Source organism: Embleya sp. NPDC005971 (assembly GCF_040629175.1).
Classification (GTDB): Bacteria; Actinomycetota; Actinomycetes; order Streptomycetales; family Streptomycetaceae; genus Embleya.
Genome location: NZ_JBEXUX010000125.1, coordinates 1 through 14239 on the forward strand (window position 1 = coordinate 1; position 14239 = coordinate 14239).

At 69.8% G+C, this 14239-nt stretch carries 14 protein-coding genes; 6 read left to right on the forward strand and 8 right to left on the reverse strand.

Features of this window, described 5'->3' with window-relative positions:
- Positions 1-1858: 1858 nt before the first annotated feature.
- Complete coding sequence (locus tag ABZ374_RS46970; protein WP_360324547.1) at positions 1859-2326, reverse strand: hypothetical protein; 468 nt, start codon at positions 2324-2326, stop codon at positions 1859-1861.
- Between the two features lie 663 nt (positions 2327-2989).
- Between ABZ374_RS46970 and ABZ374_RS46975 the strand changes: the two genes are divergently transcribed.
- From ABZ374_RS46975 to ABZ374_RS46990, 4 genes are read left to right on the forward strand one after another with little or no spacing between them, the layout of a single operon-like run.
- A complete protein-coding gene (locus ABZ374_RS46975; RefSeq protein ID WP_360324549.1) occupies positions 2990-3376 on the forward strand; it encodes a metalloregulator ArsR/SmtB family transcription factor in 387 nt (128 codons plus the stop codon).
- The gene (gene arsB / locus ABZ374_RS46980; RefSeq protein WP_360324551.1) at positions 3373-4479 is read left to right on the forward strand and encodes an ACR3 family arsenite efflux transporter; all 1107 of its coding nucleotides are present in this window, start codon (positions 3373-3375) and stop codon (positions 4477-4479) included. Before ABZ374_RS46975 ends, arsB begins: the two co-directional genes overlap by 4 nt.
- Positions 4472-4888, forward strand: a complete 417-nt coding sequence (locus ABZ374_RS46985; protein WP_360324553.1) for an arsenate reductase ArsC — start codon at positions 4472-4474, stop codon at positions 4886-4888. Before arsB ends, ABZ374_RS46985 begins: the two co-directional genes overlap by 8 nt.
- Complete coding sequence (locus ABZ374_RS46990; protein ID WP_360324554.1) at positions 4885-5394, forward strand: N-acetyltransferase family protein; 510 nt, start codon at positions 4885-4887, stop codon at positions 5392-5394. The genes ABZ374_RS46985 and ABZ374_RS46990 overlap by 4 nt, the downstream gene beginning before the upstream one ends.
- Before the next feature lie 256 nt (positions 5395-5650).
- Here the strand turns inward: ABZ374_RS46990 and ABZ374_RS46995 are convergent, their stop codons facing one another.
- The gene (locus tag ABZ374_RS46995) at positions 5651-6019 is read right to left on the reverse strand and encodes a VOC family protein (protein WP_360324556.1); all 369 of its coding nucleotides are present in this window, start codon (positions 6017-6019) and stop codon (positions 5651-5653) included.
- 62 nt (positions 6020-6081) lie between these two features.
- Between ABZ374_RS46995 and ABZ374_RS47000 the strand changes: the two genes are divergently transcribed.
- Positions 6082-6540: a MarR family transcriptional regulator gene (locus tag ABZ374_RS47000; protein ID WP_360324558.1), complete on the forward strand. Its 459-nt coding sequence runs from the start codon at positions 6082-6084 to the stop codon at positions 6538-6540.
- A 156-nt stretch (positions 6541-6696) separates the two neighbouring features.
- Here the strand turns inward: ABZ374_RS47000 and ABZ374_RS47005 are convergent, their stop codons facing one another.
- From ABZ374_RS47005 to ABZ374_RS47030, 6 genes are all read right to left on the reverse strand, one after another.
- Positions 6697-7299: a YciI family protein gene (locus tag ABZ374_RS47005; protein ID WP_360324560.1), complete on the reverse strand. Its 603-nt coding sequence runs from the start codon at positions 7297-7299 to the stop codon at positions 6697-6699.
- A 236-nt stretch (positions 7300-7535) separates the two neighbouring features.
- Positions 7536-8372, reverse strand: a complete 837-nt coding sequence (locus ABZ374_RS47010; RefSeq protein WP_360324562.1) for a DUF4097 family beta strand repeat-containing protein — start codon at positions 8370-8372, stop codon at positions 7536-7538.
- 74 nt (positions 8373-8446) lie between these two features.
- Positions 8447-8944 (reverse strand): hypothetical protein, encoded by a 498-nt coding sequence (locus tag ABZ374_RS47015; protein ID WP_360324564.1) that lies wholly within the window; start codon positions 8942-8944, stop codon positions 8447-8449.
- 129 nt (positions 8945-9073) lie between these two features.
- Positions 9074-11671, reverse strand: coding sequence for a rifamycin-inactivating phosphotransferase (gene rph / locus ABZ374_RS47020; protein WP_360324566.1), 2598 nt, complete (start codon positions 11669-11671; stop codon positions 9074-9076).
- A 146-nt stretch (positions 11672-11817) separates the two neighbouring features.
- Positions 11818-12015, reverse strand: coding sequence for a DUF397 domain-containing protein (locus ABZ374_RS47025; RefSeq protein ID WP_360324567.1), 198 nt, complete (start codon positions 12013-12015; stop codon positions 11818-11820).
- A 3-nt stretch (positions 12016-12018) separates the two neighbouring features.
- Positions 12019-12897, reverse strand: a complete 879-nt coding sequence (locus tag ABZ374_RS47030; protein WP_360324569.1) for a helix-turn-helix transcriptional regulator — start codon at positions 12895-12897, stop codon at positions 12019-12021.
- Positions 12898-13149: 252 nt separating this feature from the next.
- On the opposite strand from ABZ374_RS47030, the gene ABZ374_RS47035 reads away from it, so the two are divergent.
- On the forward strand, positions 13150-14130 hold the full coding sequence (locus ABZ374_RS47035; RefSeq protein ID WP_360324571.1) for an EamA family transporter: 981 nt from the start codon (positions 13150-13152) through the stop codon (positions 14128-14130).
- Positions 14131-14239: the final 109 nt, after the last annotated feature.

Consider the following 14239-nt stretch of genomic DNA (forward strand, 5'->3'; position numbering starts at 1 on the left):
CCGGGATCGACCGCCGTCCCTGACCGGGTACGCCACGATCGGGCGCCGGGGCATCGGGGAAGGCGAGGCGGCCACCGTGCGATGGCGCCGACGCGAGCGTGCATCCGACGCGCCGGCGGTCGTGCGGGAGGTGGTGGTCGCCGACAGCGGCGATGTACGTGCCGGTGGCGGCGGGACGGCGGTGTCCGGCCACCGCGGACCGCCGTCCTCGGGGCCGGTACGCGTCGAGGGGTCCGGGCCCGCCACGGCGTCGGCGCCCCACGCCGTGGCGGGCCTCGGTGCCCATGATCCAGGGGCAACCTCAGCTTTCGTCGGGTTCGCCGGGGCCTTGTCGAGTGGGTCGGGTGTTCGCGGCCGGCGGTCGCGTCTTGGTCGGCGGCGGGTGGCTCTGTGCTAAACGGTCGGCGTGGTCCGGTGGAGGTGGGCCCGGTCCCAGGGTCACCGGCGGCCGGGAGCCTTGGGCTCTCCGGCGAGAGGCGGGTGTTGCTCACCGGGAAAGGCGCTGGCAACGGCGCGGAAGGGTGGGCGGTGCGGTGAGGTTCGCCGGGGAGCCTTTCCGAGTGGGTCGGGCCGTTGCGGCCGGCGGTCGCGTCTTGGTGGGCGGCGGGTGGCTTTGTGCTAAACGGTCGGCGTGGTCCGGTGGAGGTGGGCCCGGTCCCAGGGTCACCGGCGGCCGGGAGCCCTGGGTTCCCCGGCGAGACGTGGGCGTTGCTCGGCGGGAAAGGCGCCGGCAACGGCGGAGCGGGTGGGGCTGCCCGGTGAGGTTCGCCGGGGAACCTTTCCGGGTGGGCCGGGCGTGTGTGGCCTGCGGTTGCGTCTTGGTGGGCAGCGGGTGGCTCAGTGCTAAACGGTCGGCGTGGTCCGGTGGAGGTGGGCCCGGTCCCACCGTCACCGGTGGTCAGGAGCCCTGGGTTCCCCGGCGAGACGTGGGTGTTGCTCGCCGGAAAGGCGCTGGCAACGGCGGAGCGGGTGGGGCTGCCCGGTGAGGTTCGCCGGGGAGCCTTTCCGGGTGGGCCGGGCGTGTGTGGCCTGCGGTTGCGTCTTGGTGGGCAGCGGGTGGCTCAGTGCTAAACGGTCGGCGTGGGCTGGTGGAGATCAGCCCGGTCCCACCGTCACCGGCGGCCGGGAGCCCTGGGTTCCCCGGCGAGACGCGGGCGTTGCTCGCCGGAAAGGCGCTGGCAACGGCGGAGCGGGAGGGGAGCCCGGTGAGGTTCGCCGGGGAGCCTTTTCGAGTCGGTCGGGCCGTTTCGGCGTGCGGTGGGTGGGTGGTGGCGGAGGGGGAGGAGAAGAAGGGGCTGTGAGTGGGTGGTTTCGGTCGCCGGGGTGCGCAACCCGGCCCTCGGCACCTGCTCTTGCCGCTCCGGCAGGAAAAACCGCAGGTCAGCGGCAACCTCGGGTGCCGGAAGCCGTCTCGGGATCCGGCTCGTGACCTTCCGGGCTCACGGACGGCTCTCCGCCCAGCCGCGCCGACCCGAAACGCCCACCGAGGGCCATGACCCACGCGGAATCCGCCACCGGAGTGCACAACCCGGCCCCCGGCACCCACTCCCACCGACCGCTCCCACAAAACCGCAGGTCAGCGCGAAACAGCGGCCCCGAAGGCGTCCCGCCATCCGGATCGAGACCCGCCAAACCCACCGAAATCCCTTCCACCCGCGCACCCACCCCGAAACACCCACCGAAACACCCCGACCCACTGGGGAAGGCTCCCCGGCGGACCCGACGAAAGCACCCTCCGGCTCCGCCGTTGCCAGCGCCTTTCCGGCGAGCAACGCCCGGGTCTCGCCGGGGAGTCCAAGGCTCCCGGCCGCCGGTGACCCCGGGACCGGGTCGATCTCCGCTGGTCCACGCCGACCGTTTAGCACTGAGCCATCCGCTGCCGAGCAAGACGCGACCGCCGGCCGCGAACACCCGACCCACTCGGAAAGGCTCCCCGGCGGACCCGACCGGGCGGCCCTCCCGCTCTGCCGTTGCCGAGTTGCCCGTAGTTGTTCCTTCCCCAGGCGACCACGGTCCCGTCGGCGAGCAGGGCCAGGCTGTGCGCGCCGCCTGCGGCGATGTCGGTGGCGTTGCTCAGGTTGACGACCTGGCCGGGTGCGTTGTGACTGAACACCGAGCCGTCGCCGAGCCGGCCCGACTCGTTGGCGCCCCAGGACTGCACGGTACGGTCGGTCAGCAGGGCCAACTCGTGGCCGTTGGTGGGGCCGCTGCCGCCGGCGGCGATCTTCACCACCTCGGCGCTGGTCAGGCCGAGCACGGTGGTGGCGGTGGTACGGAAGTCGACCCAGGTACCGTCCCCGAGCTGGCCGGCACGGTTGTTCCCCATGTCTTCAACCTTTTCTCTGCCATCGGCATCTCCCAGACGAGTCGATGAGGCGCCCACCGCGCCCTCCGCACGCGCATCCTTCACAGCACGAGACGCCAAGTCCGACATTTGCCGTCGATCTTCAGGCGGATGGGTGAACCCGCCCGCTGTCAGGCCGCCGCCCGAATCTCGGCCGTGGGAAGCCCTCTTCCGGGCTGGGCGGCGTCGGCAAGTTCGCCGGGGGGAGCCCTCGGCCCCGCTGCCCGCAATGGTGAAGACGAACCCGGAGCAGGCACGATCCGCGTAGAGCGGCCTAGCGGCCTCGGTCGGTTCACCGGCGACGCCGTCCTGATCCGGCGGCCGACCTGTGCCGGTCTGCGGGGTCACCGTCGGCGGCCCCGTGACCGGTGCAGTCACCGATCGGGCCTGCGGTCGTCAGGCGAGCACGCCACTCTCCCGGTCGGCTCCCGGGTCGTCCAGCCGCAACATCGCGCGCGGCTCGCCGAGTTGGGCGCCGGTGTCCAAGGTCTCTGCGGTTGGGCGAGTCAGCCGAATTCTCTTTCGAGGGCTCGCAGCTTCTGTTCCAGCGAGTCCAAGCGAGACATGACGATCTCTCCGATCGGTTGTATGGATATCAGTCGATACAACCTTGCGCGCTGGATCGAAGAACGTCAACATAGAGGAATGTCGAAACAAGAACTCGTGGTGCTCGGCCGGGACGCGGACGGATGTTGTCCCGCGCTGCTGACCGCCCCGCTGGACGAGGACCAGGCAACCGATCTCGCAAGGGTGTTCAAGGCGCTGGGCGACCCGGTGCGGCTGCGGCTGCTGTCGATGATCGCCTCCCGCGCCGGCGGGGAGATCTGCGTCTGCGACCTCACCCCCGCCTTCGACCTGTCCCAGCCCACGATCTCCCACCACCTCAAACTGCTCAAACAGGCCGGGCTGATCGCCTCCGAACGCCGTGGGACGTGGGTGTACTACCGCCTCCTGCCCGCCATGACCGATCGCCTCGCCGCGATCCTCACCCGCCCCGACGGCGAACCGCTGCCCGAACCGGCCCGCCCGTGAGCGCCGGCACCGCGCGGCCCGTCGCCGCAAGGCTGTCGTTCCTGGACCGCTTCCTCGCCGTGTGGATCCTGACCGCGATGGCCGTCGGCCTGGGTCTGGGCCGGCTCGTCCCGGGTCTGGGCGACGCGCTCGCGAAGGTGACGGTCACCGGGGTCTCGCTGCCGATCGCGCTCGGCCTGCTCGTGATGATGTACCCGGTGCTGGCCAAGGTCCGCTGGGACCGCCTGGACACCGTCACCCGCGACCGGCGCCTGCTCGTGCCGTCCCTGGTCCTGAACTGGGTCGTCGGGCCGGCGCTGATGTTCGCGCTCGCGTGGCTGATGCTCCCGGACCTGCCCGAGTACCGCACCGGCCTGATCATCGTCGGGCTCGCCCGCTGCATCGCCATGGTGATCATCTGGAACGACCTCGCCTGCGGCGACCGCGAGGCCGCCGCGGTCCTGGTCGCCGTGAACTCCCTCTTCCAGGTGATCGCGTTCGCCGCGCTCGGCTGGTTCTACCTCGACGTCCTGCCCGGATGGCTGGGCCTGGAGCGCACCGCGCTGGACGTGTCGGTGTGGGAGATCGCCCGCTCCGTCCTGATCTTCCTCGGCATCCCGCTCCTGGCCGGGTTCCTCACCCGCCGCCTCGGCGAGAAGGCCCGGGGCCGCATCTGGTACGAGACGAGGCTCATCCCCCGGATCGGCCCGTTCGCCCTGTACGGGCTGCTGTTCACCATCGTGGTGCTCTTCGCCCTCCAGGGCGACGCCGTCACCTCCAAGCCGCTCGACGTCGCCCGCATCGCGCTGCCCCTGCTCGCGTACTTCGCGCTGATGTGGGGCGGGTCCATGGCCGTCGGCCGCGCGATCGCACTTGATTACCCGAGGGCGACGACGTTGGCGTTCACCGCCGCGGGCAACAACTTCGAGCTGGCCATCGCGGTCGCCATCGCCACCTTCGGCGCCTCCTCCGGACAGGCCCTGGCCGGGGTGGTCGGGCCGCTGATCGAGGTGCCCGTCCTCATCGGCCTCGTCTACGTCGCCCTGGCCGCCCGCCGCTTCTTCCCCCAACCCACCCCGATGCCCACCCCGGCCGTCGCCCCGGAAGGCCCCGCCCGTGTCTGAAGCCCCGCAGCGCTCCGTGTTGTTCGTGTGCGTCCACAACGCCGGCCGCTCGCAGATGGCCGCCGCCTGGCTCACCCACCTCGCCCGAGACCGGATCGAGGTCCGCTCCGCCGGATCCGCACCCGCCGACACGGTGAACCCGGCCGCCGTGCAGGCGATGGCGGAGGTCGGCATCGACATGTCCGCCCAAACGCCCAAGGTGCTGACCATGGAAGCGGTACGGGCGTCGGACGTGGTGATCACCATGGGCTGTGGCGACACCTGCCCCGTCTTCCCCGGCAAGCGATACCTCGACTGGAAACTCGACGACCCGGCCGGACAGGGCGTCGACGCCGTGCGGCCCATCCGCGACGAGATCGAGCGACGCGTCCGCGGCCTGCTCGCCGAGCTCGGCATCGAGGCGGCATGACGGGCCCGCGCATCACCGGGATGCGGCCCGAGCACGCCGAACAGGTGCTGGAGATCTACCGGTTCGGCATCGACGAGGGCGACGCCACCTTCGAGACCACCGCCCCCGACTGGCAGGCGTTCGACGCGACCAGGCTGCACGAACACCGTTTCGTCGCGCTCGACAAGGACGATCGTGTCCTGGGTTGGGTCGCCGCGGTGCCCGTATCCGACCGCTGCGTGTACTCCGGTGTGGTCGAGCACTCCGTCTACGTCCACCCCCGAGCACGAGGCCGGGGCGTGGGACTGGCCCTGCTACGCGTCCTGCTGGTCTCCACCGAGGAAGCCGGGATCTGGACGGTGCAATCCGGCATCTTCCCCGAGAACACCGCGAGCCTCGCCCTGCACGAGCGAGTCGGGTTCCGCGTCGTCGGCACCCGCGAACGCATCGGACTCCACCACGGCCGGTGGCGCGACGTCGTCCTCGTCGAACGCCGCAGCCCCACCGTCGACCAAGGCGTTTCCTAGGCGGTCGGCATGTTCGTGCGTAACCGTCCCACCCGACCGTGCGTTCACCGAACGTCGGCGGTCCGTCGAAGGCCCACGTGCCGAACCGAAACGACAGACCGTCGGCGTCCGGTGTCCGCGGCGCGGAGAACCGAGAACCGGCGTACCGCAAGTACCACGCACGAGGAGCCCTGCCGCACCACCGGCCGGTTCGGGGTCGGGCGCGATCGGCGGTTCTCGGGGGAACGGTGGTGATCGTCGGTGGCGTTCCGGCCGGTCAGGTGCGGTCGTGGAGGGTGATCCGGTAGCCGTCGGGGTCGGCGAAGGTGAAGGTCCGGCCGAAGGGGCCGTCGATCGGTGCGGAGACGATGGTGTGGCCGTCGGCGGCGAGGGCGTCGTGGATGGCCTGGACGTCGGTGGCGTGGAGCCAGATCGCGGCACCGATGCCGGGCTGGGCGACGGATGCGAGGTCGGTGCCCGGGACGATGTCGCGGAGTGCGAACGCGATCGGCTTCGTCTCGAAGACGACGGCGTGCGGAGGTCCGGCCGGCGAGCGGACGAGGCCGAGGTATCGCTCGTAGAACGCCTGCGAAGCGTCGAGGTCGCGCGCCTGGAGCGAGATGAAGTCGGGGCCGGTGACGGGCATGGTGATGCTCCTTCCTTCGTGTCAGATTCCTGACACGCATCAAGGTATGTCAGACTTCTGACATGAGTCAAAGCGGTGCCGGCGTCGACCTGGACAAATCACTGGGCTACCTGCTGAAGGAGGCTTCGAGCGCCCTGCGCGCGGCCATGGAGGAGGTGTTGCGCCCACTCGGGATGACCGTGACGCACTACTCCTGCCTCGAACTGCTGTCCCAACGGCCGGGCCTGTCGAACTCCGAGCTCGCGCGGGGCGCGTTCGTGACACGGCAGTCGATGAACGTGCTGCTCCAGGCCCTGGAACGGGAGGGTCAGGTGATCAGGCCCGCGGAGGCGCCCGTCGGGAAGGTTCTTCCCGCGCGGCTCACGCCTCGCGGCCGGCGGAGCCTGGAGAAGGCGACCGTGGCGGTCCGGTCCGTCGAGGTCAGAATGCTGGCCGGCATGACCGAGGCCGAGCAGGCGGGCGCGTTCCGAATCCTGCAGGGCATGGTGCATTCCCTGCGTGATGGCAACGACGGCGCGTAGCTCGTTTCGGCGGACGTCTCGCCGCTACATCCTCGAATGCGATGAGCCGCTATGAAGCAAGGCAAGGCCCCGGGCCGTCGACCCGGGGTCTGTCCGTGCACTACGTTCCCCGGTCCGAAGACCTGGCCACGGCCATGGGCCCGGCCCCCGGGGGTCCTACCGCCGGCCGCCGAAGCACCAGCTGTGGGCTTCGGTGCTTTCGTACAGGCCGGCGCGGGCGTATGGGCTGTTCGCCAGCACGGCCTCCGCAGCGGCGTGGTCCGGCAGTTCGGCCAGGATAGCCGTGCCCAGCCACGACGTGCCGTCGTCGGCGAGCAGTGGGCCGCAGACGATGAGGTTTTCGCGGCAGGGGCCGTCGACGAGGTAGGCGTGTTGGTCCTGGTGGAGGCGGTCGCGGTCCCGGGTCGTCCCGGGTTTGGCGTGGCCGAGGATCAGGAAGCGTGGGCCTTCGGGTTCGCTGCCCTTGAAGTCCCACATCTTTCGGCCGAGGGTGTTGCGCCAACGCCGGATCAGGATGTCTTCGTAGACGCCCGCCCGGTGGTTCGGCTCGTCGAAGGCGAATACTCGGGCGGCGTCGGCATCCGGCAGGTCGACGATGTGGATGCTGCCGGTCACGGTCAGCCCGTCGGCGGCGAAGGTCGGCCCCCGGGCGATCATGCCTTCGGCATAGCCGTCCATGAACGACCAGTGTGCTTCGAGCAGTTCGTCACGCAGCGGCCTGGTTCCCGCCCGGTCCCGGCAGTAGAACAAATACTCCATGCGGATGTCCCCCTATTCGGCGGCCATCCTAAAGCGCACCCCACAAGTCCCGCCGAAGTCCGTCGACCCGCCCCCGTCCGCCGCCCGACGTGCGGGCCGGTTGGATCCGTTGCCCGACCCGGCCGCAACGCGGCCCGCCGCCCCGGGCCGGGAGGCCGGGGGCGGCGGGCGGGTGGCCTGATGTTGTCGGTGCGAGGCCGGGATGGCGCCATGGTGGCGCCGTCGCAGGGTGGGAATCAGCCGGCGGCGCGGTGCAGGACGATGTCGTCGAGGCGGGTGCGGGCGTAGACGTTGATCTTGTTGTCGAACTCGTCGGGCTTGTCCTGCGTCGACAGGGAGTTGCGGACCGCACCTTTCGTGCTCTTGGCGTCCACCCAGGCGGCGGTGCCCTGGCTGATGCCGATCTCGATGCCGCCGGAGGCGTTCAGGAGCTTGGCGTGGCCGCGGGTGATCCGGCCGATTCGGATGGGGCAGTTGGCCGCCTGGGCGTTGACGCTGCCCTCGGCGCGATCGATGTCGAAGCTGCCGCTGCTGCTGCCGAGTTCGACGTCGGACAGGGCGGTGCCGATCCAGACGTTTCCGCTCGCCCCCTGGTACTTGACGGCGCCCGCGACCTCGCCGAGCCGCAGCCCGGCCGAGGCGCTTTCGATGTCGACGGTCCCGGCGATGTGCTCGATCGCGACGTCACCGGCCACGAGGTTGGCTCGCAGTGCGGCGATGTGGTCGAGTTGGATCTGCCCCGAGGAGATGTGCAACTCGCAGTCACCGAGCAGGCCGTCGGCGTGCACGTCCGTCCAGGCCGTCTTCAGGACCAGCCTGGATCCGGTCGGCAATTCGATCGAGATGGCGACCGAACCGTTCTTGCCGCCCTGCACGTTCGTCTGGATCGACAACTCGCCGCCGGCGAAGTCGACCTTGGTGTTGTCGGCCACCTTGACGTCCGACTTGTCCGTGCGGTCGATGGGCTCGACCAGCACCACCGTGTCCGGTCGGTCGCTTGCGACGACTCGCACGCGGGCGCCTGCGGTGATCAGGGTGGCGGTGATCGGTCCCGACGTGGCGAAGTTGGGCATGACGAATCTCCCCTTGTGGAAAGCGTTTCGGTGGGTGGATGCGGTGGTGCGGGTGATCGGCTACGGGCCGCGGCTCAGCCGACCCAGCCGGTGAAGTGTCCGTTCCTGCGCCCGTGTTGGGCGGGCCGGTCGTCGGCGAGTGCCGCGCCGACCACCCGGACCAGCCAGGCGTTGGTCGACAAGCCCTCGCGGCCGGCCGCCGCCTCGATGCGTTGCTTGAGCTGCTCCGGCGGCCGGAAGTTGATCCTCGATACCGCGCCGTCCTTGCCGTAGGGCGCGGGCACCGGGGCCTGCTGCCGAAGGATCGGCTCTTGCGGCATCTCCTCGTCGGCGACATCGGGGCGGGTGACCACGAAGACCGGGTCACGGCCGCGCAGCCTGATCTCGACCGAACCCGGTGCCATCTCCCTGGTGATCTCGTCCATGGCCGCGGTCAGCACATCGAACATGGTCAATCGCGTGGCGGACGCGACCGAGGGAGCGAGGCGCCGAGCCAGCGCCGCGACCTCGCCCGGTTCGGCCGCCGCAAGCAGCTCCTGGCTGAAGCTTTCGACATACGGCGTGAGGTCCATGTCGCAACTATGGCGCCGGAATGGCGCCATGTCAAGCCAGTGGCTCAAGATTGGCGCCATTCCTGTGTCATGGCCACAACGGAAACGGCCGCCCGCAGGGGGACGGCCGTTTCCGGTACGACGGTGTCGTCAGGGCAGGATCTCGACGTACCCGTCGATTCCGTGTACACGGATCCGCTGCCCATCGCGGATCAGTCGGGTGGCCCGGGCCACGCCGACGACGGCCGGCAGCCCGTACTCGCGGGCGATCACCGCGCCATGGGTCATCAGGCCGCCCACCTCGGTCACCAGGCCCGCGATGGCGACGAACAGTGGTGACCAACTCGGGTCGGTGAAGGTGGTGACCAGGATGTCGCCCGCTTCGAGGTCGGCCTCCGCCATGTCCAGGACGACGCGGGCCCGTCCCTCGACGACCCCGGCGGACACCGGGAGGCCGACCAGCGCGCCGGCCGGCGCGTCGTCGCGTCGGTAGGACCCGGCGACCGCCTCCCCCTCCGAGGTGAGCACCCGGGGTGGGGTGAGCGCGTGGTACGACCGGAACGCGTCCTTGCGCCGCCGGATGAGCCCGCCGTCCACCCGATGTGTGCGTACGGCGTCGTGGAGTTCGTGGAACGTGAGGTAGAACGCGTCCTCCCGCTCGGCCAGTACACCGGCCCGCACGAGGCGGTCGGCCTCGGCCAGCAGGGCCCGCTTGTAGACGAAGGAGCGGCTGACGATGTTGTACTTCGGGTACTCCCGGTACCCGATGAAGGTGCGGACCCGGTCGATCATGCGCTTGGTCTCGTCGGCCTTGTGCGCACCGTCCGGCAGGGCCCGCAGGCGGAACAGCACGTCCCGCTCCTTCTGCTGCGCCGCCTGCCGCCCCTGCTCGAAGCGCCGGGCGGCGGCGCCCGGTTCGAACAGCCGGACGTTGTCGAGGAGCGCGGGCACGAGCGTGTCGGGGCGCTCGCGCCAACGCGGCCTGGTGATGTCGATCTCGCCGACACAGCGCATGCCGTACCGGTCGAGGTAGGACTCGATGGCGTCGCGCGCCTCGGGCCCGCCGTCGAGCTTGGCCAACTCGTTCAGGAAGCCTTCGTCCTCGACGCCTTGGAGGAACGCCACCACGTCCGGATACGGGCGGATCACGTCCGCGACGTCGAGCAGCGCCAGGCCCATCTCCGACGTGACGTTGTCCGGAGCGGACAGCGTCAGCGTGTCGGCGGCGTTCTTCTCGCCCAGCCACTCCCGCAGCTTGTCGTTGAGCCACCAGGTGGCGTCCATCCCCGCCATGATCGCCCGCATGTTCAGCGGATCACCCAGGACCCGCCGGTGCTCCTCGAAGTCCTCCAGCAGGAAATCGAACAGCGCCGGCCCGGACTTCGTCCGGATGTCGCGCTCCAAGGCCGCCACGGACGCCCGGCTGCGCTCGATCAGCCCGGTGACGACGGCCGGATCGGTCTCGATCGGGGCGGACGCGGCGCGTTCCCGGAGCCCGGTCGGACCCGCGTCCGGGAGCGTGGCGACGAAATCCTCGCGGTCGAGGACGGTCTCCAGCGCGTCCCTGGTCAGCGGATCGGATTTCCCCGAAAGCTCCAGGAGGCCGGCCCGGCTCTCGGGCGAGGCCAGGTGCCGGGTGACGTCGACGAACAGCCTCCCGCCGGCCTCGTGCATCGGCACCATGGCCATGAGCTGCCACAGGGAGAGCCCCAGGGGCTTCATCGGGTCGGTCATCATCTGCTGATGACCGACGGAGGCGTAGACACGATTCTCCCGGTCGTCGGTCGCGGGGACGGGAATGGGGAACAACGTCGTGATCGGCCGGCTCTGTACGATCCGGAAGTCGTCGTCCACCAGGCACCATTCGATGTCCTGCGGGCTGCCGAAGTGTGCCTCGATCCGCCGCCCGAGCTGCGCGAGCCGGACGACCTGCGCATCCGTCAGCGCAGGCTGCTCCTGCTGCGGCGCGTCGATCGCCACTTCCCGCGTACCGCCGGCCGGCAGCGCGTGCAGGGCGCGTTGTTTGGCGGCGACCGTCCTGGCGACGATTTCGCCGTCCCGCACCTTGAAGACGTCCGGGTTCACCAGGCCGGAGACCAGGGCCTCGCCGAGGCCGAACCCGGCGTCCACGGTGGTGACCCTGCGGTTGCCCGTGACCGGGTCGGCCGTGAACAGGATGCCGGACGCATCCGGGGAGACCATCCGCTGCACGACCACGGCCATCCGGACCGCACGGTGGTCGATGTCGTTCCGCCGCCGGTAGATCACGGCCCGCTCGGTGAACAGCGAGGCCCAGCACCGGCTTACGTGTCGCAGGATCGCTGCCGGGCCCACGATGTTGAGGTACGTGTCCTGCTGGCCGGCGAAGGAGGCCGTCGGCAGGTCCTCCGCCGTCGCGCTGGATCGTACGGCGTAGCCGGTCGGTTCGCCGAGCCGGGCGAGCGCGTCGGTGATCGCCGCCGCGAGATCGTCCGGGATGGCGATGCCTTCGATGGTCCGGCGGATCTCGGCGCTGAGCGCGCGGATCGGCTCCCGGTCGTCCGGGTCCAGGCGCGACAGTTCACCGAGCCGATCCTCGATCGCGGGTGCCTCCGCGATGATCCGCCGGAAGGCGTCCGTCGATACGCAGAAGCCGGCCGGCACCCGGACGCCGTCGACCCGCGACAATTCGCCCAGGTGAGCGGCCTTGCCGCCGACGACCGCGACCTGCGTCCCGTCAACGTCTTGAAGATCCCACACGTACTGCAAGTCGTGCTCCCATTTCCGCAGGTTGTGGCCTCGGCGGACGAGTTTGCGCCACCACCCGGGTCTTGCCGCAAGCCCCCCGGTGCGCTATACGTTGAGGAGGGCAGGGAGAGGGATCTCCTTGCCTTCGTCTTTTCCCGGCCGCAGGGCTAGATCTCGGCGGATGACGGGTCGTCGGACTTCAGGGCGGCGAGGAACGGCTCCCAGGTGTGGCTCGGGAAGCGGAAGGTGCCCTGGCCGGGGTCCTTGGAGTCGCGTATGGAGATTGCATGGTCGGGGGCGTGGTTTCCCTCGATGCAGTCGTTGTCGATGCTGTGGCTCGACTTGAACCAATTGCCGGTGGTCATGGATCAGATCTCCTTGAGTACCTTGTGGATGATGTTCCGCGCTTCTCGGGGGCCCGGAGCCAGTGCTTGAAGTTCGCTGAAAGCGCGCTCGTAGTTTTCGATGACCGTTTCCTGTGCGATGACCCAGCTTGCGGCCAGGTTCTCCAGATAGACGATCGGTCGGGCAGCGGACGTCTTGGCGAACCGGAAGATGGTGAACGGGCCGTTCATGCCCGTGTGGAATCCCGCAGCGAACGGAATTACCTGCACCTGCACATTGTCGAGAGTCGACATGCTCGCGAGATGTCGGAGTTGTTCACGCGTCATGGCTGAATCCGCCGTGCGCCGCAGTACCCCCTCGTTGAGGATGACGAATAGCTCCAAGGGTGCATCCTCGCGGTGCAGCGCCACTTGTCGCGACAACCGCGTGGCAACTCGCAACTCGATCTCGTCGGCACTGAACCTACTCACCGCCGTCCTGTGGGTTTCCCGGGCGTAGGCTGCCGTTTGCAGGAGCCCTGGCACGTACTTCGACGCGTAGCAACGCAGTGCGACTGCCGCCCGTTCCAGTTCGACGAAGGTGTGCAGCGTCGGTTGGACGGCGGGGTGATCCCCGGACGACTGCCACCGATTCTGCTTCGTCTTGGTTACAACGGCGAAGTCGTGCAACAGCGACCGCGTCGCAGGATCCGCCCCGTACAGATCACACAACATCACCGCGTCGTCCGGTTCCACGACCGCGTTGTCCCCGTATTCCACCCGGGTCACCTTCGACGGGCTCCACCTGAGCCTTCTCGCCACCTGGCTGGACTTCAGGTCGGCTCGGTGTCGCAATCGGCGCAACTCCGCGCCCAGTTGCAGACGGCACAGGGCCGGTGTGGCCGACTCGATGTCCTCGATCATCTTTCGTTCCTCCGCACACGATTCCAGTGTTTCGGCGAACGTCCCACCCCGGCAAGAACGTTCTGCGCCACAGCGGGAATTACCGCGCGCGAAAGCATTTCGAAGCCTGTCGGCGCGGCGATTCCGTCGCCATGCTAGTTCCCCGAACTCACCCAATGACATGGAATCAACGCATTGGGTGATCATGGGATCGGGCGGCGAACGCCCACCGGATAACACTCCGAGGCCACCCGATGGCCTAGGGTGACGGACATGGGCTCCGAAGCGCGTGTCGTAGCGTCCCCCGCCGAGGCCGAGACCAAGGGCCGGTCCGCGACCTCGGCGCCCCGCGGGCTGGCCTACCTCGCGTTCGCCGGGGTCACCTGGGGAACGACCGGGGCCGCCGTGGAAGTCGTCTACCGCTCCAGTGACTTCGGGCCGATGGCCGTGTCGTTCTGGCGCTTCGTGAGCGGCATGGTGCTGTTGCTGGCGGCCGGGCTGCTGCGTCCTTCCCGTCCGGCTCCCCGCGCCACCCGACAACCGGCGCGCCACCGGGCACTCCTGTTCGTCGGCACGGGTGTCGGCCTCGCCGTCTTTCAGTCGGCCTACTTCGGCGCGGTGATGGAGACCGGTCTGGCCGTGGCCACGATCGTCGCGCTGGGCGCCGCGCCGGTGTTGACCGCCGCCGGTGGGCGGTTGTTCCTGGGCGAACGCATCGGGCGCAGCGGCCTGTTGGCGATCGCCGGTGCGTTGATCGGGCTCGGGGTGCTGGTGCTGGGCAACCGGCCGACCGACGTCCGGCCGCTGGGGGTGGGCTGGGCGCTGCTGTCCGCCGCCGGGTTCGCCGCGTCGAACCTGCTCGGCCGGTGGACGGGGCGGCACGGTGCGGGGGAGGAGCCCTCGACCCTGACGGTGTGGTCGTTCGGGATCGGTGCGGCGGTGATGTTGCCGTTCGCGCTGTACGAAGGGGTCTGGCCGGAAACCACGCAGCCGGGACGGGTGTTGGCGATGATGTTGTACGTCGCCGCCGTCACGACCGCGCTCGCCTATCCGCTGTACTTCGCCGGCACCGCCGCGGTACGGGCGGTCACCGCGTCGGTGGTGATGTTGATCGAACCGGTGAGCGCGGCGGTGCTGGCCGTCCTGGTGCTGGACGAGCGGCTCACCGCGGCGACGATCGTGGGCACCGTACTGATGCTCACCGCCGTCGGCGGCCTCGCCCTGGCCGAGTCCCGACCGGCCGCGACGCCATGACGCACGGTGGGGGTGCGGCGGCGGGACGAGCGTCGTGAGGAGCCACGTGAAGTACGCGAACCGCGTGGGGAATCGCGGGAACGTCGCGAGGATCTCGTTCGTGGAGCTA